Source organism: Pseudoalteromonas sp. APC 3358, from assembly GCF_030408075.1.
GTDB lineage: Bacteria > Pseudomonadota > Gammaproteobacteria > Enterobacterales > Alteromonadaceae > Pseudoalteromonas > Pseudoalteromonas arctica.
This window is the reverse complement of the sequence record NZ_JASDCE010000003.1, coordinates 60,928-86,855: the sequence shown is the minus strand read 5'-3', so window position 1 is coordinate 86,855 and position 25,928 is coordinate 60,928. Positions and strand designations below refer to the sequence as shown.

Genomic DNA, 25,928 nt, shown 5'->3' with positions numbered 1-25,928 from the left:
AACTATTAATAGTTATTTATTGTTTATCTTGCGCGCGTTTGGCTTTAAAGTCAGACTCGCTCGTCCACTTTGGCCAATCGCCATTGTTTGCAAGTTGAGTGGCTATATCAACAATAAGATCTATATCTTGCTTAACACCACCTAACGACCAATCAGCAGAGTAGTCGTCTGCTTCTTTATGGTACTTATGCGCAATGTACTCAGGATCGGTATCGCCCAGGCTCATAAATAATAAACTAGGCACGCCTTGCTTAGAAAGTGAGAAATGATCAGATCTAAAAAATAAGCCATTTTGCGGACGAGGATCCATTTTAACAACACGGCCTTGTGATTTTGCAGCCTTTGCTAAATAGTTTTCCATTGTCGATAAATCTTTACCGTATTGTAAAATGTAGTCAGTGCCATCAAGCACGTTCATGCCATCAATATTTAATAGACCGACCATTTTTTTTGTAGGTACAACCGCACCCGATGCAAATTCTTCAGAGCCAATTAACCCCGTTTCTTCTGCTGTAAAGTTAGCAAAAATAATTGAGCGTTTAAATGGTTTTTGCTTGTTCATTTTGCTCATGATGCGTGCTATTTCAAGCGTGGCTGCAGTGCCTGAAGCGTTATCTACTGCGCCGTTATAAATCTTAGGGCCAGTATCCGTTTGTTTAGTACCAAAGTGGTCCCAGTGAGCGCTAATAACAACGTATTCGTCAGGTGATTCGCTACCTGTAATTTGTGCAACTACGTTATGCGATTTTGCATGAGATACTTCGTTTTTAAAGGCTAGGTTTGCTTTTAAGTTAAGTGGCGTCGCTTTAAAGTCATTATTTAATGCTGCTTGTTTTAAATCTTGATAGTTAAGCTTTGCGGCGTTAAACATTTTCTCAGTCGCATCAAGTGTTAGCCAGCCCATAACCGGTAATTTAGACGCGTTTAAATTGTTATCCATTAACGTGTATTTAGTGCCGGTGTTTGAACTTTCAACTACGCCCCAAGGGTATGCCGCAGGTGCTGTTTCATGAACAATAAATACAGCCTTTGCACCTTGGCGAGCGGCTTCTTCATATTTATAAGTCCAGCGACCGTAGTAGGTCATTGCATTGCCAGTAAAAAGGGCATCGTTTTGAGTAGCAAAGCCTGGATCGTTAACTAGCACAACCACTGTTTTACCAGTTACATCAATATTTTTATAGTCATTCCAGCTATATTCTGGCGCATTAATACCGTAGCCCGCAAATACAACGTCAGAGCTTCTTACATCAATTAATGGCTGAAGTTGCTCGGTACGTGCGGTAAAGTCTTTGCCTGATTCAAAGCTCAAATCACCTACCTTTAACTGCATGTCCTGATTAGCTGTCACCATTGCCATTTTTACAGGCTGTAAGTATTTACCTTTATAAGCACCGGTTAAACCCAGCGCTTTATATTGCTCGCTTAAGTAGCCTACTGTTTTCACTTCGCCATGAGTAAGTGGGCCTCGGCCTTGAAAGTCATCAGAGGCTAGCGTTTTAATATGCTGTTTAATATTGCTAAGGCTTACACCGGCTGTATTTTCTAATGGGGTTTGTTGGCTTGCAGGCTCTGAGCAGCCAAAGAGTGCAACTAGCAGGCTTAGGCTAGCGCTTTTTAAAAGAGTAGATGCCATAGTCTTCATATTGTTATTTAATTAGGCTTTCAATATAAAGGAAGCACCGCAGCGATGTCGAATTTTTATAGAGAACTTTTCATTCAATTGCAGATTGATTTTATAATGTGTATAAATAACGAACAACCTAAAGGAGCACATAATGAGCCAATGTAAAAAAAGTGGGTATTTATTTATAGCTAGTGGCATTGCATTTTTTGCTGCTGCAATATTAGCTGAGCAGGAGACATTTTTTGTGCTGTCTGCTTCTTTTATAATATTGGGCACTATAAGTATAAAAAAAGCGGCTTAATAACCGCTTAGTTTTTTAGCTAAATATAAAGCTTAAATACAATACTTGGCACTAAAAGCAAAAAACCAGCATTAGCTGGTTTTTTAGTATAAGTTGCAGTTAGCTTTATGCGTCTGCAAGCTTTACGCGGATCTTACTTTTATCAACAGTAGATTGGTTAAGTGCTTTAATGGCGCTCTTACTTTCTATGTCGTTTGGCATTTCTAAAAAGGCAAAGCCTTTAGATTGGCCAGTTTCTTTATCAAGTACCAAGTTGCAGGTAGTCACTTTACCGTGCTCTGCAAATAAAGTACGAAGCTCATGCTCAGTGGTAGCACGAGACAAGTTACGAACTAATAGTTTCATAATGAACCTAAATAATTATGTCAGTACTAATTATCTCAAGTAACTCAGCTTTAACCTAATTTTATTTTAAAACATATATAAATAAACGTTCTATAGGAATAATTGTTTGTATCACACTGAAAAAACATAGCTTTTATAATTTTAAATGGATTGCCATCAAATTGGTCATGTTAATTGGTAATTGAGTTGTGGTTATTTGCATAGTTAATTGGTAAGTTTATGTTTTATTAACTTACTATTAACTAAAAAGCTAACAATGCCTAAATATAATCTTAAACTGTGTAATGTAATTACACCCGCACTTCTATCTTGTTTAGTTGTTGGTTGTGGCAGCTCTGGCTCTGATTCTACGGTGCAAAATAATGAAGCGATTACTTTACAAACACCTGCAATAATTGGTGGTAATAGCCGAGGCGAAGTTATTAGTGATAGTAATGATGCAATAACAGGCTCATTAACCATTACGGATCAACAATCCGGTGAGGCTGCTTTTATAGCACAAGAAAATAGCGCTACAAGCTATGGTTTTATTAGCTTAAATGCTGGTGGAGATTGGTCATACACACTTGATGATTTAAATGCTTCAATAACATCTTTAAGGGAAGATGAAACACTGCAAGACACAATAACAGTAAACTCTTTAGATGGTACTGGCGCACAAATTATCATAACAATTGTTGGTGCACCAATAACTCAAGCTGATGGCTTTGAGAGCATCTCGCACGTTTTATTGCAATCAGATGGCGTAGATTCGGGACTTGACGCGTACACACTTATTGAAAATGCATTCGGCGAAGGGTCAATTGAATCTCCAGACTTATACGCTGGCAATCATGAAAGTGTTGTCCATATTATCGAAGATACCGATACGATAATTGGTAACCATTTTGTATTTTTAGCCCACCGAGATGATGACCAAGATAAAGACAAAGGTGCAAGTGACAGACAACGCAACGAAATAAAAACCTACGATAAATCACCACAAGAAACACTGGCGTTTGAGGGTGAGACATTTCAATACAGCTGGAAATTTAAAGTAAGTAGCGAGCTTGAGCTTACGAGTAAGTTTAGCCATTTTTTTCAAATAAAAGCCCGTAACGAAAGTAACGACAACACCAATGGTAATGACGATCAGCCTATTATTACGCTCTCGGGTGCGCAAAAAAACAGTACAGGCAATCAACTACAGGTTCGATATAGCGCAGGCTTTGACGAAAACGGTAACAGCACGGGTCTTGATAAAAACTTAATTGAAACCGACTGGTCTTTAATTACAGATGAATGGGTCGAGGTATTCGTACAAGCTACATTTAGTGAAAGTGGTAAGCTTGATATGACATTAACGCGCTTAAGCGACAACGCAGAGATATTTAATATAAGCGAGCAAAACATAGATATGTGGCGCGGCTTTAATGATGATGATTTTTCTCGTCCTAAGTGGGGAATATACCGCTCAATTGTTGAAACCGACAGCCTTCGAGTTGATGAAGAACGTGTTAGGTTTGCTGATTTTTCTATCACAAGAGGTAAGTTAGCGCAGTAAGCTATTTTACCAATTAGCATGAAAAAGCCGTTAATAATTATGCATTATTAACGGCTTTTTTATTCTTTGATAAAAGTGGTTATTTTACTTCTTTGCCCGCTGCTTGTTGATCAGCATGGTAGCTTGAGCGTACAAACGGACCTGAAGCCGCGTGAGTAAAGCCAATTTCGTCTGCATACGCTTTTAAGCCGTCAAACTCTACTGGTGGCACGTAGCGTTTAACCGGTAAGTGATGCTTAGAAGGTTGTAGATATTGGCCTACAGTTAGCATGTCAACGTTGTGTGCACGTAAATCGCGAAGTACTTCTTCAATTTCGCTAATTTCTTCACCTAAACCTACCATTAAGCCTGATTTAGTTTTAACTTCTGGGTGAGCTTCTTTAAAGCGACGAAGTAATTCTAATGACCATTTGTAGTCAGCACCTGGGCGAGCTAGTTTGTATAAACGTGGCGCAGTTTCAAGATTGTGGTTAAACACATCTGGTGGCGTCTCGATTAATATCTCTAATGCGCGGTCCATACGACCACGAAAATCAGGTACTAAAATTTCGATAGTGATAGTTGGATTATGTTTACGAATCTCGCGAATACAATCGGCAAAATGCTGTGCACCACCATCACGTAAATCATCACGATCAACTGAAGTGATTACAACGTAGCTTAGCTTCATATCTTTAATAGTAAGTGCTAGCTTTTCAGGTTCAGTGGCATCAGGTTTTAATGGGCGACCATGGGCAACATCACAAAATGGGCAACGACGAGTACAAATAGCACCTAAAATCATAAAGGTAGCTGTACCGTGGTTAAAACATTCAGATAGGTTAGGGCACGAAGCCTCTTCACATACCGAGTGTAAGCCATGCTTACGTAGCGCTTTTTTAATGCCGTCAATGCGATCGGTTGATTTAGGTAAGCGAATTTTTAACCATTCTGGCTTACGCAACATTTCAGTTTTTTCTGTAGGTAAAACTTTTACTGGGATCAACGCCATTTTTTCTGCGTCGCGTAGTTTTACACCTGGTTCCATTTTGACTGGTTTATTCATTCGTTTTCAAACCCTTCAGTATGCTTAACCTGTGTTGCATTAAGCTTCTTGATCATGTGTTTCACCAATCCTTCACCTGCACTTTCTAGGTTTTGAGGACCATCTAATTCTTTAGTTTGCACCATATTCATGCCCGCATAACCACATGGGTTAATGCGTAAAAATGGACTTAGGTCCATGTTAACATTTAATGCTAAGCCATGAAACGAGCAACCACGACGAACCCTTAACCCAAGGGATGCAATTTTGCTGTCGTTAACGTAAACACCGGGTGCATCAGCTTTAGCATAAGCTTCAATACCATACTCGGCGAGTGATTCAATAATGCACTCTTCAAGCCATGTAACCAGTTCACGTACACCAATCTTTAAACGACGTAGATTAAATAATACATACATCATTTGCTGGCCAGGGCCGTGATAAGTTACTTGTCCACCACGGTCAACTTTAATCACCTCAATGTCGCCAGGAGCCAGTAAGTGTTCGTCCTTACCAGCCTGACCTTGGGTGAATACACTCTCGTGCTCTACAAGCCAAATTTCATCTGGCGTATTTTCATCACGGGTGTCGGTAAAGTCCTGCATTTTTTGCCAAATTGGCATATAACGCTGACGACCCAGTTGGCGTACGATCAAAGTGTTTTCGTTCACAACAAATCCCAACTATGGCTTAAAGCATGTGGCGTACGTCATCAATATTGCTGATCACGTTGTAAATTTCTTCAATGTGTTTGCCACTAGTAACCGTTGCTACAAGGCTTACTGACTCGTAATTACCTTTGCTGCTTGGTTTTACTTTAGGGGCGTAATCGCCAGGTGCTATTGGTTGTAACTTAGCTAAAATTTGATCAGTTAAGTTTACATTAGCTAAACCCATTATTCTGAATGTAAATGGGCAAGGGTACTCTAGGTACTCATCAAATTTAGTATCTTTAACAGGTTGAACCACGACGGTGACTCCTCATACAAAAGTGTGGACTCTATGCAAGCTCGAAGCTTAATACAGATAGGCAATTAGCAGTCTTGCTTATATGGGGCGCATTCTAACATTTTTCAAGCAAAAAAAAACGCCTCACAGTGGAGACGTTTAAATTAGTTACCCTAGTTAATAGGGGAGCTATAAATTACTGCATGATCTGTAAACGTAAGTAATCATAAATTTTGCTAAAGAAGCTGCCTTCTTCCACTTCTTCAAGTGTTACTAGTGGGTATTGAGCAATATCTTCGCCCTCTAGTTGTAAGAATAACGTGCCTACTTTAGTACCTTTAGCAAGTGGTGCTTCAAGTGTGTTATCTAGCTCAAAGTTAGCTTTAAGGTTTTTATGCTGACCACGTGGGATAGTAATCGGTGTATCTTCTAAAATACCTAAAGATACATTTTCTTTGTTACCCATCCAAATGCGTTGTTCTGCAAAGCTATCGCCTGCTTTGTACGGAGTAATTGTTTCATAAAAACGAAAACCATAGTTAAGTAGTTTTTTACTTTCTACTTTACGAGCTCGTTCGCTGGTAGTACCCATAACAACAGCAATTAAACGCATATCGTTTTTAGTTGCTGAGGTAACTAGGCTGTAGCCAGCTTCTGATGTATGACCAGTTTTAATACCGTCAACATCTAAGCTTTCGTCCCACAATAATGAGTTACGGTTATATTGCTTAATGCCGTTATAAGTAAACGATTTTTGCTTATAAAGTGCATATTCATCTGGCACATCACGAATAAGTGCAGCACCAAGTGTCGCCATATCGCGAGGCGTTGTGAAGTGCTCGTCAGTATCAAGGCCGTGGCTGTTGATAAAGTGGCTGTTGCTCATACCTAATTTAGCAGCGTGGGCATTCATTAAATCAGCAAATGCGCTTTCGCTTCCAGCAATATGCTCAGCCATTGCAACACATGCATCATTACCTGATTGGATAATAATACCGTGGTTAAGCTGATCAACGCTAATTTGCTTACCTACTTCAATAAACATCTTTGAAGATTCTGGAAAGTTTTTAGCCCATGCTTTTTCGCTTACCGTTACCATATCGGTAGTGGCAATATTACCTGCTTTAATTTCAGTACCAATTACATAACTGGTCATCATTTTAGTTAAACTTGCAGGTGCTAGCTGTGTATCGGCTTCACCTTCAGCAATAACTTTACCTGTTGTAAAGTCGACTAAAAAATAACCTTTTGCATTAACTTGAGGTGGTGCCGGAATAATTTGGGCGCTGGCTGAAAATACGGCGGCTGTACAAACTAGGCCGCATACACCTTTGAGGATTTTATGTTTAATAGATTTCATCATACTCATTAATGGTTAAAGTTAAAGATTCGCGTTACGCCATTCTAAAGGTCTTACTGAGTGTAAAGCAAGAACGCGTTTTGAAATTGATTTTGTTTTAATTTTTTTAATACTTCGTCTGCATGAGGGGTGTCTTTTATTGGCCCTAAATGCAGTCTGTAAATGTCGTCTTTTTGAACGATATTTGTTGGTAATTTGTATTGCTCTCGCAATGTGCTGGCAAGCGCTTCAATATTAGCAAGTGTACTACCTGCAGCTACCTGAATATAGGTTTGACGCGCAGTTGCGCCCGCAAGCGTAACGGCTTCTAGCTTAACCTTTGCTGTACCATGGGTGTAATAGCCAAGCTTGTAAGCGGCTGCGTACGAAAGGTCAATTATTCTATCGTCATGAAACGGGCCACGGTCGTTCACGCGTACGATTACCGACTTACCATTTGCTGTATTGGTTACTTTAACAAAGCTAGGTAGTGGCAGCGTCTTATGCGCTGCGGTCATGGCAAACATATCATACGTTTCACCATTTGAAGTGTGATAACCATGAAATTTACGACCATACCAAGAGGCAATGCCTTCTTCACTAAAGCCTGTTTCATCAAGCATGGGTGAATAACTTTTACCAAGCACTGTATATGGGCGACTAGCGCTGGCGCTTTTAGTTACTTCGGTAACTATAGCGTCTTGCATCTCAAGTGTAGTCGGGGCTCTAAGTGGTGCTGCATCATGGCGCATGCTATAACGGCTACTTGAGCCGCTACTACATGCACTTAAAAGCAAAATTAATAACGTGGTAAATATAAGCTGGTTAGTGTGTCGCATTATTTTAAAAGCATCCTTTTATCTGTTGCGATTGACATAATAATGCCAAATCCTGCCATTAACGTCACCATCGATGTACCACCATAACTAATCAGTGGTAAAGGTACGCCTACAACAGGTAATAAACCCGATACCATGCCTATGTTTACAAATACGTACACAAAAAAGGTGAGGGTGAGTGCGCCTGCGAGCAATTTACCAAATGCATCTTGTGCATTAACAGCAATGTATAAACCACGGCCAATAATAAATAAATAGAGACTAAGTAAAACACATACGCCAAATAAACCAAATTCTTCGCTTAAAACCGAAAATATAAAGTCGGTGTGGCGCTCTGGCAAAAATTCTAATTGCGATTGCGTACCAAGCAGCCAGCCTTTACCTTCTATACCGCCTGAGCCAATAGCAATTTTAGATTGAATAATATGATAACCCGAACCGAGCGGATCGCTCTCAGGGTCTAAAAAGGTGAGTACACGCTGCTTTTGATAATCGTGCATACCGTAGTGCCAAAATGGCCATGCGGCAAGCGCTACAATAGAGCTTAAAAAGCCGATTAAACGCCAACTTAATCCAGACAAAAACAAAACAAATATACCTGAACTTGCAATAAGTATAGCGGTACCTAAATCGGGTTGTTCTTTAATTAATAATGTAGGGAGCATTACAATCATAAAGCCAATAATTAAGTGCATTGGCCGAGGAGGTAAGTGGTTACGCCCTATATACCAAGCTACCATCATCGGGACTGCCAACTTCATTAATTCTGCAGGTTGAAACCGTGTCACCCCTAAATCGAGCCATCGCTGTGCGCCTTTTGAGCTTACGCCAAATAAAAGTACACCCACTAGCATTAATAAACCAACGCAATAAAGTGGGATCACTAAACGCTTTAATGTGGCAGGCGAAAATTGGGCCAAAACAACCATAGCAACAACCGCACCGCCCATACGAGTCATGTGCCTAATCATCATTGAAGAGTCTTGGCCGCTTGCGCTGTAAACAACCATTATGCTACCAGCCATCATTATGAGTAATGCAATAAGCAGTGGTAGGTCTAGATGCATACGCATCCAAATAGAGCGTTTATCGTGCAAAGCGGTCATGGTGTATCGTTCCTTGCAAGATTAACTGGATTGGCTGCAAAGTAGTAATCCATAAGTTGGCGAGCAATTTGAATACCACCGTGGTTGTTTTCTAATACAACAGAAACCACAATTTTAGGATCGTTGTAAGGTGCAAACCCTACGTAAATTGTGTTGTCACGCTGGCGCTCTTTAAGCGATTCTGCATCGTAGCGTTCGCCTTGGGCAATACTAACTACCTGTGCAGTACCCGTTTTACCCGCCGAGTCGTAGTTAGTGCCTTTAAATGCTTTGTGCGCTGTGCCTGATATTTTTTGAACTGTATTATGCATTGCATCTAACGATACCTGCCAATGGCGTGGATCTTTTAAAATAACAGGGGGTTTTTCTTCGTTGTTAATTTGCGTTATGTCGCTATCTTTTTTTATTACTTGCACCAAATGAGGTGGATGATTAATACCACGATTAACTAATATGTTAGTCGCATTTGCAATTTGAATTGGTGTAGCAGTCCAGTAACCTTGACCAATACCTACTGAAATAGTATCACCACGCCACCAAGACTCTTTAAAGCGTCCTTCTTTCCATTCTTTTGAAGGTAGAATAGCAGTAGTTTCTTCATGAATATCAATACCTGACAAATCGCCGTAGCCAAAACGGGCCATAAAATCACTGATTTTAGTGATGCCTAATCGATAAGCCGCATCGTAAAAATAGGTATCGCACGACTCTTCAATCGCCTTGTATACATCCACATGACCATGGCCCCAACGTTTCCAATCTCGCCATTTGTGTTCAACATTTGGAATTTGAAAAAAACCAGGATCCCACATTGATGTTGATTCATTTACTATATTTTCTTCAAGCGCTAATACAGCCATTAAGGGCTTTACCGTAGAGGCAGGCGCATAACGACCTTGCGTAGTACGGTTTATTAACGGACGGTCTTGGTTAAGTAACGCTTTATAATTTTTGCTGCTAATGCCGTGTACAAATAAATTTGGGTCATAACTTGGGTTTGAATAAAGTGCCAGCACGCCACCATCTTTTGCATCCATAACTACAACAGCACCACGCATATCTTTAAGCCCATGCTGTGCAATTTGTTGCAAGCCAATGTCTAAGGTAAGCACTAAATCGCTACCAGGTTGTGGCTGGGTCATGCTTAGAGTGCGAATTACACGGCCACGGTTATTAACTTCTACCCGTTGTGAGCCCACTTTACCGTGCAATGTTTCTTCATAGTATTTTTCTAATCCGAGCTTGCCAATATCATATGTAGCACGGTAATTGGTTGCACGATCTTCTTGTTCTAATTGGTTTAGCTCTTTTCTATTAAGCTTGGCAACATATCCAAGCGCATGTGTTAGCGTGTCGCCAAATGGGTAGTAGCGAGCCAGACGTGCCTCAATACTAAAACCAGGAAATTTATGTTGATTAACCGAAAATTTCGCCACTTCTGTTTCGTCTAAGCGGGCTTTTAATACTTGTGATTTAAAACGACGGGTGTGTTTTATATCTTTTAAAAAGTCTTGTTTTTCTTGCTCTGTAATCGCAATTATTTTACTTATTTGATCAAGCGATTCGTCAAGGTCATCTACCTCTTCGGGGATGACTTCAAGGTTGTAAACAGGTTTGTTTTCAGCAAGTAGCACACCGTTACGGTCGTAAATTAAACCACGGTTGGGTGCAATAGGAATAACTTTAATGCGGTTATCGTTGGAGCGGGTTTGGTAGTCTTGGTGATCTTCTACCTGAATAGTATAAAGATTAGAAAGTAATACAGCGACTAATCCTAATACAAAAACAAAACCCACGAATGCTCGCCTAGCAAATAAGTTTGCTTCTGCGGAGTGGTCACGAATAGTGGGTCTATGTTTTAGCATGGCAAGGGGTTACTCGCGATGATAAGGATGGTTGTTATTTAAGCTCCAGCCTCGGTAAAGGCTCTCTGCAACAATTATACGCACCAAAGGGTGCGGCAATGTTAAATTAGATAACGACCATTTTTGCTCAGAAGCTGCAATGCACTCTGGAGCAAGTCCTTCAGGTCCGCCAATAAGTAAACTTACATCGCGGCCATCGAGTTGCCATTTTTCCATATTTTTAGCAAGTTGGTGAGTATCCAGCGCTTTCCCTGTTACCTCTAACGTTACAATACGATTGCCTTTTGGAATAGCCGCTAATGTTTTTTCACCTTCAATGTGTAAAATACGTTTTATATCTGCATTTTTACCACGTTTTCCGGCTTGAATTTCAATTAACTCTAGGGCCATATCTTTAGGGAAACGTCGCTGATATTCTGCAAATCCCGTTTCTACCCATGCTGGCATTTTAGTACCAACAGCAATCATTTGTATTTTCACGTATTACTTCCAAGCATTGTCTAAAATGAGTGAGCGTTTAGCCCCACAGTTTTTCTAGATCGTAATAGCTACGTGCTTCGTTTTGCATCACGTGTACAACCACATCACCTAAATCAACCAGTGCCCATTCGCCGTCGCCTTCACCTTCATAACCTAATGGCTCTGAATCTGCATGACGCGCTTCTTTTGCTAAGTGATCGGCAATTGACTGTACGTGGCGTTTAGAAGTACCAGAACAAATTACCATGTAATCTGTGATATCTGATGTTCCAGTAACGTCAATATGAACGATGTCACGCGCTTTCATATCGTCAATTTTGTCCATAGCAAAGGCGAGTAGTTGTTTTGAATCCAAGGTTTTGTCTCAATTTAAAAATTTAATGGCGCGCATTTTAACACGCTAGGAGTTTTTAAGCATCAATTTGATAGAGCTGATGCACTTCTATGTAATGACTCACTGCATCGGGCAATAGTTCATTCTTTTTATTACTTTTTTTCAGTTGTTCGCGAATGGTGCTTGAGGCCGCATCGAGCATTTCGCCCGGTAAAAAATAAAGTTTACCTGCAAGTGAGTGTTTAAGTGCCGCTACTTCGCCGGCATTTGCGCGTTGCATATAGCTTTTGAGCTCACCTGTTACAGTGCAATGTTGAGCAGGGCGCTGGTACACCACAATATGGCAAAGCTGCGTTATTGCCTTCCACTCAAACCATTTATCTAGGTTGTTAAATGAGTCCATACCAATTAAAAATAAAATAGGTGTAGTGGGGTGTTCTTTACGAAGTTCTTGTAAGCTCAGCAACGAATACGATGGACCGGTTCGATTAAGTTCTCTTAAATCGAGTTCAAAATGAGGATAAGGAGCAATAGCTGCGTTGAGCATATTAATTCGGTGCTGCGTACTAATACCCGGAGCTGCTTTATGTGCAGGTAATGCACAGGGCATAAAATAAAGCGTATCCAAATTAAACGCATTTACGCATTGCTGCGCCATATTTAGATGGCCTAAATGGACTGGGTCGAAAGTGCCACCAAAAATTGCGATCATTTAACACCCATTAGCTATTTATTAATTAACCGCGTGGCACGGCATAGGAATGTTGAGCGGCTGGCAAAATTTAATACAAATATGAGCAAGCGCTTGGTAAGGTGCAATTAAATTACCTTGCTTGTAACTGGCATCAAACAACGCAACATCACTGTTTATTTGTTCTAGTGTATGCATGTTTAAACGGTTAATAGCATTTTGAACTGGACCTTGTTGGTTTTTCCAAATTGCTTTTTGTTTAAATAAATTAGCGATAGGTTCGCCATTTAATAAACCAAGTTGCACACTTATAAGTGTATTAAGCTCTTTGGTTATAGCCCACAAAATACTCACCACTTCGGTGTTATCGCTGGCAAGTTTGTTTAATACTTTTATAGCTTGTTTGGCGTGGCCATTTAATAGCGCATCGCTTAAATCAAAAATATCAAATTTGGCTTGGTTTAATAGGCCTTGCATTACTAATTGCTGAGTAATTAATGCATTGCCGTGCAGCAGCGAGAGCTTTTCAAGCTCCTGAAAACAGGCTAACAAGTTGCCTTCGGTGGCATTTATTAAGCTTACTTTGGCGTCGCTTTGCATATTAAGTGATAAACGTTGGCATTGCTCATCAAGCCATCGTTTTACATGAGAGCCCGTAAGCGGGTAGCAAGGTACAAATACACCTTGCTTATCAAGGGCTTTAAACCATGCTCCACGTTGTACTTCTTGGCTGGCTTTAGCGCCTTTAACAATTAAAATAGTATCGGGATTAACCAGTTCAACTACTTTTTTAAAGGTGTTGCTGCCAATAACGCCTGGCTTTTGTTGGTTTAAATCAAGCTCAATAATAGTGCGGGCGCTAAACAGCGACATACTTTGGTACTGGGCTATAATTTCTTGCCAATCGAATCCTTGCATTAAAGTAAACTTAATTACTTCATCAAAACCTTGTTGCTTAGCACTGTCGCGAATTTGTTGTACGCACTGCGCTTCTTGAAAAGGCTCTTCTCCAAATACTAAATAAAAGGGCTTTAGCCCTTTATTTAATTCACTCGGTAGTTGATTAGCGTAGCAGCGCATTATAGTTGCGACAGCTCTCTAACAATACGACGACTGGCTTGCTCACGAATTTCGCTAATAAGTAGCTCAAGCTCTTTTGCTTTTGCTAATGCATGATCCGGATCGTCTTGGTAATTACGGTAAAGCTCAAAACGTTTTTCTATCGCTTTTTCACCTGGGCGTTTAACTACATACGATACGCCATAAGCGAGCTCATATTCAGCAACTTGGCCGTTTTGGAACAGCGAGAGTGTTTGGCGTTCAATGCTTTCTTTGCGTAAGTACAATTGGGCTTTATCTTTAGCTGACGATACTAACTCTACGTTACTCGCTTTAAGCTCTTTTTTAAGCTCAGTGAATAAAGTCGATTTTTCGTCATCGCCTACAAGTGTTAGCTGTTTTAAGTTATCAGGCAGGCTAGAGGCTTTTTTTAAATGAAAGCCACAGCTTGATAACAAAAAACAGACTAGCACTAAGGCTAGTCCATTTTTAATGGCGTTAAATGCAGCCATATTAGTTAGCTACCACGTTAAGTAGTTTGCCTGGTACGTAAATGATTTTACGAATGGTTGAGCCATCAGTAAATTTAGTTACGTTAGATTCTGCAAACGCAAGGGCTTCTACTTGCTCTTGAGTTGCACCAGCTGCCACTGTTAACTTAGCGCGAAGCTTGCCGTTTACTTGTACGATGATTAGTTTTTCATCTTCAACAAGTGCAGACTCGTCAACTTTTGGCCATGCAGCATCTAAAATCTCGCCTTTTTTACCAAGCTCTTTCCAAAGCTCATGCGATAAATGCGGAGTAATAGGTGCAAGCATAATAACTAATGCTTCAAGTGCTTCGTTAGCAATCGCTACATCTTGTTTGTCGCTCAGTGGTGCTTTTAATAACTTATTAGAAAGCTCCATAATGGCTGCAATAGCGGTGTTAAAGGTTTGACGACGTTCAACATCATCAGTCACTTTAGCAATTGCTTTGTGTAAGTCGCGACGTAGTACTTTTTGCGGGTTAGTTAGCGCTGATTTATCAAGTGCTTGGTAACCTACTGTTTTAACGTCTACCGCGTATTTCCATACACGTTTTAAGAAACGATGTGCGCCTTCAACGCCTGAGTCTGACCATTCAAGCGTTTGCTCTGGTGGTGCTGTAAACATCATGAATAAACGCACTGTATCTGCACCATACTGCGCAATTACATGTTGTGGGTCTATACCATTGTTTTTAGACTTAGACATTTTACTCATGCCTGATGAGAATACCGGCTCACCGTCTTCCTTGTGCCATGCTTTAGTAACGCGGCCTTTTTCGTCGGTTTCGGTATTAACATCAGTTGGCGAAATCCAAATATCGCCGCCTTTTTCATCTTTACGATAAAATGTTTCAGCAAGTACCATACCTTGACAAAGTAAGCGGTCAAACGGCTCGTCTGAATTAACTAAACCAAAGTCACGTAATAATTTATGGAAAAAGCGTGAGTACAATAAATGTAAAATTGCATGCTCAATACCACCAATGTATTGGTTTACTGGTAACCAGTAGTTAGCAGCAGCTGGATCTAGCATGCCTTCGTCGTAGCGTGGGCTACAGTAGCGTGCGTAGTACCAAGACGATTCCATAAAGGTGTCAAACGTATCAGTTTCGTGAAACGCCGGTGCGCCATTTACTGTTGTTTTAGCCCACTCTGGGTCTGCTTTAAGTGGTGAAGTTACACCGTTCATTACCACATCTTCTGGTAAGCGAACTGGTAGCATATCTTCTGTTGCGGCAAGTTCTTTACCATCTTCATCGCTAAGCATTGGAATTGGAGAACCCCAATAGCGCTGACGGCTCACACCCCAGTCACGCAGGCGGAAGTTTACTTTACGCTCACCAACACCGAGTGCTTCTAATTTATCGGCAATCGCTTTAAAACCAGCTTCAAAATCAAGGCCGTTAAATTCACCCGAATTTACAAGCACGCCTTTGTCAGTGAATGCTTCTTTATCTAGGTTTACTTCAAGGTCTGACCCCTCAGCAGGTGCAATTACTTGTTTTATGTCAAGACCGTAAGCCGTTGCAAATTCAAAATCGCGTTGGTCATGTGCAGGTACTGCCATCACAGCGCCTGAGCCGTAATGCATTAATACAAAGTTAGCTACCCAAATTGGTACTTGCTCGCCCGTTAATGGGTGAGTTGCGTAAAAGCCTGTTGCTATGCCTTTTTTCTCCATTGTTGCCATATCTGCTTCGGCTACTTTGGTGTTTTTGCATTCGTCAACAAACATCGCAATTGCGTCGCTATTTTTAGCGGCTTCTTGTGCAATAGGGTGACCACCGGCAACAGCAACATACGTAACACCCATAAAGGTATCTGGGCGTGTTGTGTATACGCTAAATGTTTCGTCGTTATCGGTGCGTTTAAATTCAATATCACACCCTTCAGAGCGGCCAATCCAGTTGCGCTGCATTGTTTTAACTTGCTCTGGCCAATCTTCTAACTTGTCTAAATCGTCAAGTAGCTCTTGTGCGTAGTCGGTAATTTTAATAAACCACTGTGGAATTTCTTTTTGCTCAACCACAGCGCCTGAACGCCATCCACGACCGTCAATAACTTGCTCGTTAGCGAGTACAGTTTGATCTACTGGATCCCAGTTAACTGTCGACATTTTTTTATACACTAGGCCTTTTTCGTAAAGCTTAGTGAAAAACCACTGCTCCCATTTGTAGTATTCTGGATGACATGTCGCAATTTCGCGATCCCAGTCATAACCAAAACCTAATTGCTTAAGTTGGGTACGCATGTAATCAATATTTTCGTATGTCCACTTAGCTGGTGCTGTTTTGTTTTTAATAGCAGCGTTTTCTGCAGGTAAACCAAACGCATCCCAACCCATAGGTTGCATTACGTTTTTGCCTTGCAGGCGCTGGAAACGAGAAACAACATCACCAATGGTGTAGTTACGCACATGACCCATATGCAGTCGACCACTCGGATAAGGGAACATAGAAAGGCAGTAATACTTTTCTTTGCTCTCATCTTCAGTGACTTTAAATACCTGGTTTTCTTCCCAGTAGCTTTGTACTTTTGACTCTATATCTTGCGGGTTATATTGCTCTTGCATCTATGGTTCCAGACTTCTTGCAAACTAATAAAAAATTGCCGTTAGGATACCCCAAATAAAACACTATTCACAGCGTCAAAAACATGCTTTTATTAAATTGTAACTTTCAGTGCAGGTTAACCTGCCTTTTTATAGTGTGGTTAGCTAAAGACATAAGTTACAGACTGATTTAACAGCAATTTTGAAGGAGTAAAAAATGACTGATTACAAAACATGGCTTAGCAGTTTTACCCATTGGATAAAAGATGTGAAAGAGCATGGTTTAAAAGATGTGGTTTCTGGGTTTGTTGAATCTGAGCAGGCGCTTAAAGATTTAAGTCAAGAAAGATATGAGCTCTACAAAAGTTATTTAAAGAATGATATTGAACATATAGTAGAGAACGAATCACACTATAATTCGCTTGCATGGCAAGAGCTTAAAGAGTCTCTTTGGTTTGAACTTTCGCACATAGAAGATAAAACTCAACTTGAGTGGCAATCTCTTAGCCAAGATTTTAAGCACAATGGTGTGTATCACGCAGGCGAATGGATAGCCATGGGCACATTAGTATGTAAGAATTGCACCCATAGTTACGATGTTTATCACGCTACACAAATTACACCGTGTATTGAATGTGATGGAATCTATTTTAGTCGTAAGGCACTGCACCCTTAAATATAAGTATTAAGTGGCTGCGGGCCACTTAATACGCCCAAAGGCCAGCGAATATGCTGGTAAAAAAAGAAGTTAGAATGACGAAAAAATTGCTGCCACTATCTGTTTCAAAGCTCGCACCGAGTATTTCTACTAATCACGTAAACACGTGTATGAACAATCCATACCCAGAGCAACTTACGTTTATAGGCCAACAACGCGCCCAAAGTGCTTTAGATTTTTCATTGGGGATGGAACTGCCGGGTTACAACGTTTATGTAATGGGCGAGGCCGCTCACGGGCGCTTTACGCTTGTTAAAGATAAACTTAAACAACACGCAAAAGACCGCTCAACGCCAAACGAATGGTTATACGTAAACAATTACGATGACCACAGAGAACCTATTGCGCTGTTTATGCAACCAGGTCAAAGCAAGCAACTTAGTGACGATATAGATTCATTTTTAGATGAAGTACTCGACACCTTTCCTGCGGCATTTGATAACCCAGCGTATCAGCGTAAGAAAAAATCAATCGATCGTGAATTTAACGATGCCTACGACAGTGCTATTACCGCAGTAGAAATTGCGGCGTTTGAGCAAAGCGTTGCATTAGTTGAAGAAAAAAATTCAGTAGGGTTTGCACCACTTGTAGATGGTAAACAATTAAGCGACAGCGAATTTGGCGAACTTGAAGAAACGTTACGTGAAGAGTTTTTTGAAAAAATTGAAAAGCTAGAAGATGCATTAATAGAAGCGTTAATAGAGCTGCCACGTTGGAAACGTGAATCAAAAGAAAAACAACGCAATCTTAAAAAATCGACTGCAGAGCAAGCCACTAAACCACTTTTAAAAGACTTAGAACATAAATACGCAACTCATATTGGCGTACTGCGTTATTTAAAAGATATACGCGTTGAAATTATAGACGCGGTACTTGAATGGCTAGATGACGAAGATGAAAGTGAAGAAAGCAAAGAAGACTTTGATCGCAAAGGCATGCTTACCGACTTTTTTGCACCTAACATTTTAGTTGAGTTTAAAGAGGACGACGCAGCACCGGTTGTGTACGAGCCTAATCCAACGTTTGGCAATATATTTGGCAAAATTGAGTACTCAACATCGCAAGGCTCTTTAATTACCTGTTATCGCTCAATTCAGGCTGGTGCATTGCATCGTGCTAATGGCGGCTATTTAATTATGGACGCTGAAAAAATCATGGCAAATCCACAAGTATGGGATGGTTTAAAACTCGCGTTAAAAACACATCAAATTAAAAACGACTTACCGTATCAAGACAGCACAGTAGGGACGAGCTTTACACTTCGCCCGCAGCTTATACCGCTTGATGTTAAAATTATTTTATTAGGTTCGCGCGAGTTGTACTACACCATAGGTGAGTACGATGAAGAATTTGCAGAGCTATTTAGAGTATTAGCTGACTTTGATTACTACTTGCCAAGTAGCGATAAATTGCAATACCAGTTTATTACTAAAGTAACCGAGTATTGCGAGCAAACATTAAAGTGCACTGCAACGCAGGCTGCTATGGTGCGTTTACTTAAATTTAGTTACCGCCAAGCTGAGCATCAAAATAAATTATCAGCGCGTTTTGCTGATGTACTTGAACTTATTGCAGAGGCCAGTTACTACGCAAAGCAAGACAAATTAGCCGTTATTGACGCGCACCATATTGACGAAGCCATTGAAGGCAAGCAATACCGTACCGGCCAAATTAGCGAAAATATGCTCAGTGATATAAAAGAAGGTCACACACTTATTGCAACCGACGGCCAAGCCATTGGTAAAGTAAATGGCTTAACCGTATTACACATTGGCGATACCTCATTTGGTACCCCTGCGCGTATTACGGCAACTGTTTATGCTGGCGCCGATGGCGTAATAGATGTTGAACGCGAAGCTGAGCTTGGTAAAGCAATTCACTCAAAAGGTGTTATGTTGCTTACCGGTTATTTAGGTAATAAATATGCGCAGCACTTTAGCTTAACGCTTAGCGCTAATATTGCCATTGAGCAAAGCTATGGTTACATAGATGGCGATAGCGCATCTTTAGCAGAGTTGTGTGCGCTTATTTCGTCTATTACAAGCCTACCTATTAGCCAATCAATTGCGCTTACAGGCTCTATAAACCAACATGGTGATGTACAAGCCATTGGTGGCGTAAACGAAAAAATAGAAGGCTTTTTTAAACTGTGTAAAATGCGTGGTTTAACAGGTTCGCAAGGCGTTATCATTCCTAAATCAAACCAAGTTAACTTAGTGCTTGATGACGAAATACTTAATGCGGTTGAAGCGGGTAAATTCAATATTTACGCAGTCGAAACCGTAGACCAAGCGCTTAACTTGTTAATGGATATAGAAGCTGGCGATATTATTGATGACCAGTATCCAGAAAACTCAGTAAACGGTATTGCACTTGCTCGCCTCAAAGAGATTGCCGACATAGTAAACGGCGATGATGACGAAAAAGACGAAGAGCTAGATAACGAAAAAGGTTAATGATGATTAATATAATTTTGGCGGTAGTTATCGCCATTTTTTGTTTTTTAATATTTCAAAATAGTAAAAAAGCAAAACAACAAGCAGGCATAAATGCACAAATAGGTGCAGATTATTTAGCCGCTAACGCAAAGGTAGAAGGTGTAGTAGAAACAGCTTCTGGCTTGCAGTATAAAGTAATCCATAAAAGCGAAAACGAAAACACACCAACCCCAAAAAGTATGGTTAACGTGCATTACCACGGCACACTAATCGACGGCACTGTGTTTGACAGTTCAGTAGAGCGTAAAACTCCTATTAGCTTTGGTTTGCACCAAGTTATTAAAGGTTGGACTGAGGGCTTACAACTTATGAGCCCTGGCGATAAATACACGCTATATGTACCGCACCAATTAGCGTACGGCGAAAAACGGGTAGGGAGTATTCCTCCTGCCTCAGTACTTATTTTTGAAGTAGAGTTACTGGCAATTGAGTCTTAGTGATTAAATAACAAGGAAGTAAATTATGAATAAAGACGAATTACTTAAAATAGCCAAAGGTGATATTAACTTTACCTTTCAATCTATTATTTATGCATTAGCGCTGTGCTTACTCGTTGCAGCTGTTTTTTTACTAGAGATGAGCGTTAACCTACAAATGGGTTTAATAGTGTGTATTATTGGTGTGTTTGGAATGACTATTTATAATAATTTAAATACTCGCCTAAATGCGGCGCTTGCACTTATTGCGCTCTCACAAGATAACCAAAGCACTAAGTAAGCAACGAGTTAGTTTAATAAATGGTATAAGCCCTACTTTAATAAAGTGGGGCTTTTTGCTTTTAGCTAACATTAAAATTTACTCAAGAATTTTAATACGAGGTCGATACCTATAATAGTTACAAAGCTATTTTAGGGATAAAATAATGAAGATTTCACCGACTCCCATTCCATACCAAGTACACAGCTCAAATGCTCAAACTTTAGCGCAATCAGATAAACTACCTGTTGAAAAAGCGAGTGAAGAAAAGAGCGAGGAAGAAAATGAGGAAGAGCCAAAATATGTGTTATCAAAGTTTCTAGATACCAAAGCGCAAGAATATAGTGAAGATAACGCTACGTTTGGCAATCAATATAAAAACCTAGAAAAAGTATACAAGCACTTCGCTGGGCGAGTTATTGCGCTGCAAGAACAAATTAACAAACTTAAACAAAGCCCCGTACAACGTAGTTTAACTATAAACACTTCTGCAAGTGAGCTAAATAAAAGTGATGCGAGTTTAACTCTAGATGCAGAGCACTTAGGCTCTAAAAAATATAAAAATACGCAACAGCAAGAACAAATAGATATGTTAGAGCTGCAATTAGGGGAGTTAAAGTCAGAGCAAGCAGCAATAAAACAACAAATGGTTGAGCTGGTTATTAGTGAAATGAAGAGACGGGGCGACGACTATACTATTTAGCGCCACCAACATGCTGGTGGGTTAGCTTTTAAACTCAATTTTACCCACTTCAAGTTTAAACCTACCTTCTTGCTTACCTGCAATCATAAAGCCTAGCTGTTTTATATCATCAAAATCAATAATCGGTTGTTGCTCAAGCACGCGGCCGCGATACGTTAAAGTAAAATCACTCGGAGCAAAGTTTATATCTACCCATTCATTTTTTACTGTTTTAAATGAGTGGGTGTACGCTGCGCCATCAAGGTAATTGGTAGTTCTGAGCCTAAGCTGATAGGTTTGTCCATCGCCTTTAACGCGCAGTGCTATAGCTTTAGTATTTTGGCTTTGTGTATTTAGCGCTGTACGTATTGATGCAAAACCGCCGTTATTATCAAGCGAAACATTGCCTGTAAAAAGCAAACTTTCTTGAGTTTGTGTTACTTCGCTATTAGATACACCGCCCATTACTGAGTCGTTAACAACGTACCAGCGCTGATTTGCATTCGCTTGTGCACTTACAACTAATAAATTAAATACAAAAAGTGATGATAGTTGCTTTGTTGTCATACGTGTTTCCTAATTGGCATTAAGTAAGTGGAGTACTTATAACTAATACGCTTTAATAATGTATTTGTTCACTAATTTAAAACTAATTATTTTTACGAGCCCACTTATCCATTATTTTATTAAATAATATTTCATCATCAGTTTGCTCGCCAGGGCAGGTCTGCGCGCTTCCTTGAGGCATGCCATTACTACCAAATACGGTTGAAGTATCAATTAAATAGCATTTACCGTTAAATTTTTCTAATCGTCGTGTGCCTATTGTATTTTGGCTAATAACTTCCGATTTTTGTGATTTAACCGGTGATTTAATTGTGGGCGTGGCAGCTATTGCATCATCAGTACTATCTGAGTTATCGGCTTCGCCAAACGTGACCATTTTTTTATGCGTTAAGTTATTTATAGGTGCGCCATAAATAGGCGCATACGGGTTAAGTTTTTTAAACGTTTGCGTGTTGGTATTAATGGTGTGGGCAGGGGGTTGAGGTTTATTTGTAATAGTGAGCTTTGTTACTGTTGTTGTTTTTGGTTTTTCGTCACGTTGTTTGGGTGCTTTAGTAACTTGTGTTTGAGTTGTAGGTGTTTTATTAGTGCTTATAGCTTCAGGTACTTTTTTTACCTCTAACTTTGCAGGCTCAGCAATCGGTGCGTTAGTGGTGGTGTTAACGGTGCTTAACTTAGGTTGCGTTGATAAGTTAACCATTACATAAGCGTTTATTACGGTGTTTTTTTTGTTTGAGGTACTTCAACTTTTATTTTTTGCGAAAGTAATTTATGTGAAAGTAATAAGTACAGCAACACGCCATGTATACATAACGAGATAACCCACGGCCACGCATTCCCTTTATTCACATCAAACCCTCAACTTAATAGTGCTGTTAAGAGTCAATAAAATACATTTAGTTCACCTAAAGTTAATGTGTTTTACTTTGTAGCTTTATTGCAGATACAACAAAACTATTTTGCAGTTTTTGTGGTTTTTGCATGTGCTTGGTTACGTTATTATGAGCGTAATCAAACTTAGGAGGCATTATGACATTACTTTTTGAACCAATAGAACTTGCAGGTAAAACATTAAAAAACCGTATTGTTATGCCCCCAATGACTCGCTCGCGTTCAACACAGCCTGGCGATATAGCTAACGACTTAATGGCAACATATTACGCACAGCGCGCAAGTGCCGGGCTAATTGTAAGCGAAGGCACACAAATTAGTGAACTTGGCAAAGGCTACGCTTGGACTCCGGGTATTTATTCAAATGAGCAAGTTGTAGGTTGGAGTAAAGTAACCAACGCAGTGCATAGCGCTGGTGGCGTTATGTTTGCTCAGCTTTGGCATGTTGGCCGCGTAACTCATAGTGACAACACCGGTGGTGTGCAGCCTATTTCAGCCTCGGCCATTGCTGCAAAAGACGTAAAAGTATTTGTAGATACAAACGGCGCACCAGGGTTTGTAGACACCCAACTCCCACGCGAAATGAGCAAACAAGATATTACGCAGGTCATAGGCGAATTTCGCCAAGCTGCTAAAAATGCAGTTAATGCAGGGTTTGATGGCATAGAGCTTCATGCTGCAAATGGTTACCTTATTAACCAATTTTTAGACTCAGAATCAAATGCTCGCACCGATGAATATGGTGGCAGCGTGCAAAACCGAATACGTTTTTTAATTGAAGTGGTAAATGCTGTTAGCGACGAAATTGGTAGCAGCAAAGTAGGCGTAAGACTAGCCCCGTTAACAACTCTTAATGGCACAGTAGACGAAAACCCTGAGGAAACTTATTTAGCGGTTTCTGAGGCATTAAATAAAGCCGGTGTAGGTTACATGCATATAGCCGAAGCCGATTGGGATGACGCACCTTTAATGAGTGTTGAGTTTAAATACGCTATTCGCAAAGCCTACAGCGGTGTATTAATTTACGCAGGCAAGTACACCAAAGAGCGCGCAGACAACGCACTTAGCGAAGGCTGGGCCGACATGATTGGCTTTGGTCGCCCGTTTGTATCAAACCCAGACTTACCAGCACGCTTAAAGCAAGGCAAGCCTCTTAACAGCCACAACCCCGACACTTTGTTTGGTGGTGCAGAGCAAGGCTATACCGATTATCCAACGGTATAATTGCTAGTAAGTAATAAACATTGAGTAAAAACATGGAGGGCTGCATTTTATGCAGCCCTTTTTTGTGCACTGATTCTATTAGCTTTATCTTGAGCAAAAAATAAAAAACGCGTAAGTTAACCGGGTTACCTATTTTAATAACAAGAAAATAAATGAAAGCCAAAGAGATAGAACAATTAGAATTATCAAATTCTGAAACCCGAGAAGTTGTTACCCCCTACGCCTTTAAAATTGACAGTGCTTTACTGGGCTTGCCTTTAGCTACGCCAATTCGGCGTGCACTAGCGATTATTATTGATGTAGCACTGATATTTTTAGCAGCCAAACTCAGCGCGGCTTTAATAGCATTTGTTGCTGCAATGGCCTTTTATAAAGGTACGGCACAGCAATACCTTCCAAAAATGTCGAATGTGTGGCGAAGAATTTTAAAAATAACGGCAGCAAGTATTTTATTTGTAAGCGCACTTACTGTGCTTTCAATTGGCATAGATTACCTAGAAGACGATAACGCTGATCAAGCTTTAGCTGTTCAGGGCGTAAAAATACAAGATGAAATTCAGCTTACCGCCACAGAAAAACAACAGGTAAATACTTATTTAGCGCAAACAGCTGATGAAAGCTGTGAGCAACCTTGCCAACAAAACGCGCTTGATAATTTAATAGGGCAAGTACCTAAATTAGCAGAAATGGACGACCTACAAAACCCACAACTTGCTACCGTACTTTTACAGCTACTGGTGCTCAGTGAAAATAACGAAATAAAGCCTGCGCAGTTAATAGAAGAAAAACCTGCACAAACAACCACAAATAGTATTTTGCAGTGGAGCAAAGGCATTATTCAAGACTTAGGCTTAGGGTTTGGCTGGGCTGCTGTTTACTTTACGTTGTTCTCGCTGCTTTGGCGCGGCCAAACACCGGGTAAAAAAGCATGTAATATTCGTGTGGTAGCACTAAGCGGCGAGCCATTAGGGTTATTAGATTGTTTTGGTCGCTACGGCGGCTACGGCGCAGGCTTTGCAACGGGCTTATTGGGCTTTTTACAGATATATTGGGATCCAAACAGACAAGCCATTCAAGATAAAATATCAGCCACTGTGGTTATTAAAGGCAACTTGAATCAAGTTGTAAATGTTGAAACGGTAGAAGAGACTGTAAAAAGTTAAGTTTGCTCTTATTAATTACAAGGATGGTTATGAAAGCTTTATTAATGGCGTTTAGTTATCTGTATTTTATTACAGCTTCGTATGCATCAGAAAATATTGTGTTAGCAAAAAAACATCAGCTTAAGTCTATTATTTTAGGTGAGCAGCGCAGTTATAGTGTTTATTTACCACCAAGCTACAAGCAAAACCTCGAACGAGTATATCCTGTTATTTACTTGCTTGATGGCGACCCAACCCATTTAAAAGCCTTAGCGGGGCTCGTTGAAGCACTCAGTACTGAGCGGCTAGAAAAACAAATTCAACAAGCAATTATTGTCGCTGTTCCTAACAGTAAAAATGCGATAAGAGAGCGCGACTTTACCCCTACCAATGTCGATTGGACTTTTAACGGCAAGCTACTCGAAAAATTTGAAAACATTGGCAATGCCGCAAACTACACCGCTTTTTTTGAAAAAGAACTTATTCCCTTCATTAATAAAAATTACCGTACATCAAATAAGCGGGTATTAATTGGGGAATCTTTCGGCGGCTTGTTCGCAAGTTATGTTTTACTTACAAATCACTCTTTATTTACTGATTACTTAATTATTGATGCAACCTACCTTTGGGATAATAATTATCTCAATCGTTATTTTGACGAGCAACAGCTTATAAATAAGCAGCTTAAAGGCAATGTATATTTTACTTTTGCTAATAATGCAGCTTTTGGTGAAATTGGAGAGGCTAATTATAAATGGGGCTTAGAGCTTGCTAAAAAACTAAAAGCGCACCCGAGTAACAGTTTATATATAAATCAACGTTACTTTGAAGAAGAAACTCATGGCACGGTGGCAGCGCTTAGTTGGTATTATGGGTTGAGAAAATTATTACAGCTATGAAGTGTTAATAATCTTTAATTTATTTAAAC

28 protein-coding genes are annotated in these 25,928 nt (G+C 40.1%); 10 read left to right on the top strand and 18 right to left on the bottom strand.

The window, feature by feature from the left end; all coding sequences use genetic code 11:
* Positions 1 to 16 precede the first annotated feature (16 nt).
* Positions 17 to 1,636, bottom strand: coding sequence for a M28 family metallopeptidase (locus tag QL995_RS05545; protein ID WP_165721385.1), 1,620 nt, complete (start codon positions 1,634 to 1,636; stop codon positions 17 to 19).
* 142 nt (positions 1,637 to 1,778) lie between these two features.
* Here QL995_RS05545 and QL995_RS05540 point away from each other — a divergent pair, with 142 nt between their 5' ends.
* Positions 1,779 to 1,928, top strand: coding sequence for a hypothetical protein (locus QL995_RS05540; protein ID WP_007585545.1), 150 nt, complete (start codon positions 1,779 to 1,781; stop codon positions 1,926 to 1,928).
* A gap of 105 nt (positions 1,929 to 2,033) precedes the next feature.
* On the opposite strand, the gene QL995_RS05535 is transcribed toward QL995_RS05540, so the two are convergent.
* Entirely contained in the window at positions 2,034 to 2,273 is a 240-nt protein-coding gene (locus QL995_RS05535; protein WP_007585551.1) for an RNA-binding protein, read from the bottom strand.
* Positions 2,274 to 2,529: 256 nt separating this feature from the next.
* Here QL995_RS05535 and QL995_RS05530 point away from each other — a divergent pair, with 256 nt between their 5' ends.
* Positions 2,530 to 3,816 (top strand): VCBS domain-containing protein, encoded by a 1,287-nt coding sequence (locus QL995_RS05530; protein WP_165721386.1) that lies wholly within the window; start codon positions 2,530 to 2,532, stop codon positions 3,814 to 3,816.
* A 79-nt stretch (positions 3,817 to 3,895) separates the two neighbouring features.
* Here QL995_RS05530 and lipA read toward each other — a convergent pair whose 3' ends face one another.
* From lipA to leuS, 13 genes are all read right to left on the bottom strand, one after another.
* On the bottom strand, positions 3,896 to 4,861 hold the full coding sequence (gene lipA / locus QL995_RS05525; RefSeq protein WP_002958515.1) for a lipoyl synthase: 966 nt from the start codon (positions 4,859 to 4,861) through the stop codon (positions 3,896 to 3,898).
* Entirely contained in the window at positions 4,858 to 5,511 is a 654-nt protein-coding gene (lipB, locus tag QL995_RS05520; protein WP_010554695.1) for a lipoyl(octanoyl) transferase LipB, read from the bottom strand. The genes lipA and lipB overlap by 4 nt, the downstream gene beginning before the upstream one ends.
* A 19-nt stretch (positions 5,512 to 5,530) precedes the next feature.
* Entirely contained in the window at positions 5,531 to 5,809 is a 279-nt protein-coding gene (gene ybeD / locus QL995_RS05515; RefSeq protein WP_002958517.1) for a DUF493 family protein YbeD, read from the bottom strand.
* Between the two features lie 175 nt (positions 5,810 to 5,984).
* Positions 5,985 to 7,148: a serine hydrolase gene (locus tag QL995_RS05510; protein ID WP_010554697.1), complete on the bottom strand. Its 1,164-nt coding sequence runs from the start codon at positions 7,146 to 7,148 to the stop codon at positions 5,985 to 5,987.
* 53 nt (positions 7,149 to 7,201) lie between these two features.
* Positions 7,202 to 7,966 (bottom strand): septal ring lytic transglycosylase RlpA family protein, encoded by a 765-nt coding sequence (locus QL995_RS05505; protein ID WP_010554698.1) that lies wholly within the window; start codon positions 7,964 to 7,966, stop codon positions 7,202 to 7,204.
* Positions 7,966 to 9,072 carry a rod shape-determining protein RodA gene (rodA, locus tag QL995_RS05500; RefSeq protein ID WP_007585558.1) on the bottom strand — a complete coding sequence of 369 codons (1,107 nt, stop codon included), beginning with the start codon at positions 9,070 to 9,072 and terminating at the stop codon, positions 7,966 to 7,968. The genes QL995_RS05505 and rodA overlap by 1 nt, the downstream gene beginning before the upstream one ends.
* Positions 9,069 to 10,937, bottom strand: coding sequence for a penicillin-binding protein 2 (gene mrdA / locus QL995_RS05495; protein ID WP_290293582.1), 1,869 nt, complete (start codon positions 10,935 to 10,937; stop codon positions 9,069 to 9,071). The genes rodA and mrdA overlap by 4 nt, the downstream gene beginning before the upstream one ends.
* 9 nt (positions 10,938 to 10,946) lie before the next feature.
* A complete protein-coding gene (rlmH, locus tag QL995_RS05490; RefSeq protein ID WP_007585562.1) occupies positions 10,947 to 11,417 on the bottom strand; it encodes a 23S rRNA (pseudouridine(1915)-N(3))-methyltransferase RlmH in 471 nt (156 codons plus the stop codon).
* A 37-nt stretch (positions 11,418 to 11,454) separates the two neighbouring features.
* Positions 11,455 to 11,772, bottom strand: coding sequence for a ribosome silencing factor (gene rsfS / locus QL995_RS05485; RefSeq protein WP_007585564.1), 318 nt, complete (start codon positions 11,770 to 11,772; stop codon positions 11,455 to 11,457).
* 55 nt (positions 11,773 to 11,827) lie between these two features.
* Complete coding sequence (gene nadD, locus QL995_RS05480) at positions 11,828 to 12,463, bottom strand: nicotinate-nucleotide adenylyltransferase (RefSeq protein WP_024609291.1); 636 nt, start codon at positions 12,461 to 12,463, stop codon at positions 11,828 to 11,830.
* 21 nt (positions 12,464 to 12,484) lie between these two features.
* The gene (gene holA, locus QL995_RS05475; protein WP_010554702.1) at positions 12,485 to 13,522 is read right to left on the bottom strand and encodes a DNA polymerase III subunit delta; all 1,038 of its coding nucleotides are present in this window, start codon (positions 13,520 to 13,522) and stop codon (positions 12,485 to 12,487) included.
* The gene (lptE, locus tag QL995_RS05470; RefSeq protein WP_010554703.1) at positions 13,522 to 14,013 is read right to left on the bottom strand and encodes an LPS assembly lipoprotein LptE; all 492 of its coding nucleotides are present in this window, start codon (positions 14,011 to 14,013) and stop codon (positions 13,522 to 13,524) included. The genes holA and lptE overlap by 1 nt, the downstream gene beginning before the upstream one ends.
* Position 14,014: 1 nt before the next feature.
* Positions 14,015 to 16,603, bottom strand: a complete 2,589-nt coding sequence (leuS, locus tag QL995_RS05465; protein WP_290293575.1) for a leucine--tRNA ligase — start codon at positions 16,601 to 16,603, stop codon at positions 14,015 to 14,017.
* 196 nt (positions 16,604 to 16,799) lie between these two features.
* Here leuS and QL995_RS05460 point away from each other — a divergent pair, with 196 nt between their 5' ends.
* From QL995_RS05460 to QL995_RS05440, 5 genes are all read left to right on the top strand, one after another.
* Positions 16,800 to 17,258: a zinc ribbon-containing protein gene (locus QL995_RS05460; RefSeq protein ID WP_007585575.1), complete on the top strand. Its 459-nt coding sequence runs from the start codon at positions 16,800 to 16,802 to the stop codon at positions 17,256 to 17,258.
* Positions 17,259 to 17,335: 77 nt separating this feature from the next.
* On the top strand, positions 17,336 to 19,756 hold the full coding sequence (locus tag QL995_RS05455; RefSeq protein ID WP_024591122.1) for an AAA family ATPase: 2,421 nt from the start codon (positions 17,336 to 17,338) through the stop codon (positions 19,754 to 19,756).
* 2 nt (positions 19,757 to 19,758) lie between these two features.
* The gene (locus tag QL995_RS05450; protein WP_290293849.1) at positions 19,759 to 20,235 is read left to right on the top strand and encodes an FKBP-type peptidyl-prolyl cis-trans isomerase; all 477 of its coding nucleotides are present in this window, start codon (positions 19,759 to 19,761) and stop codon (positions 20,233 to 20,235) included.
* Between the two features lie 25 nt (positions 20,236 to 20,260).
* The gene (locus tag QL995_RS05445) at positions 20,261 to 20,515 is read left to right on the top strand and encodes a hypothetical protein (protein ID WP_002958531.1); all 255 of its coding nucleotides are present in this window, start codon (positions 20,261 to 20,263) and stop codon (positions 20,513 to 20,515) included.
* 145 nt (positions 20,516 to 20,660) lie between these two features.
* Positions 20,661 to 21,197: a hypothetical protein gene (locus tag QL995_RS05440; RefSeq protein WP_290293570.1), complete on the top strand. Its 537-nt coding sequence runs from the start codon at positions 20,661 to 20,663 to the stop codon at positions 21,195 to 21,197.
* Positions 21,198 to 21,218: 21 nt separating this feature from the next.
* Here QL995_RS05440 and QL995_RS05435 read toward each other — a convergent pair whose 3' ends face one another.
* The 3 genes from QL995_RS05435 to QL995_RS05425 form a co-directional block, all read right to left on the bottom strand.
* A complete protein-coding gene (locus QL995_RS05435) occupies positions 21,219 to 21,743 on the bottom strand; it encodes a CIA30 family protein (RefSeq protein WP_290293568.1) in 525 nt (174 codons plus the stop codon).
* A gap of 82 nt (positions 21,744 to 21,825) precedes the next feature.
* The gene (locus tag QL995_RS05430) at positions 21,826 to 22,443 is read right to left on the bottom strand and encodes a hypothetical protein (RefSeq protein WP_290293567.1); all 618 of its coding nucleotides are present in this window, start codon (positions 22,441 to 22,443) and stop codon (positions 21,826 to 21,828) included.
* A 14-nt stretch (positions 22,444 to 22,457) separates the two neighbouring features.
* Complete coding sequence (locus QL995_RS05425) at positions 22,458 to 22,592, bottom strand: hypothetical protein (protein WP_290293565.1); 135 nt, start codon at positions 22,590 to 22,592, stop codon at positions 22,458 to 22,460.
* Positions 22,593 to 22,772: 180 nt separating this feature from the next.
* On the opposite strand from QL995_RS05425, the gene QL995_RS05420 reads away from it, so the two are divergent.
* From QL995_RS05420 to QL995_RS05410, 3 genes are all read left to right on the top strand, one after another.
* On the top strand, positions 22,773 to 23,858 hold the full coding sequence (locus QL995_RS05420; RefSeq protein WP_290293563.1) for an alkene reductase: 1,086 nt from the start codon (positions 22,773 to 22,775) through the stop codon (positions 23,856 to 23,858).
* A gap of 152 nt (positions 23,859 to 24,010) precedes the next feature.
* Positions 24,011 to 25,021 (top strand): RDD family protein, encoded by a 1,011-nt coding sequence (locus QL995_RS05415; protein WP_290293562.1) that lies wholly within the window; start codon positions 24,011 to 24,013, stop codon positions 25,019 to 25,021.
* A gap of 29 nt (positions 25,022 to 25,050) precedes the next feature.
* The gene (locus QL995_RS05410; RefSeq protein WP_290293560.1) at positions 25,051 to 25,899 is read left to right on the top strand and encodes an alpha/beta hydrolase-fold protein; all 849 of its coding nucleotides are present in this window, start codon (positions 25,051 to 25,053) and stop codon (positions 25,897 to 25,899) included.
* Positions 25,900 to 25,928: the final 29 nt, after the last annotated feature.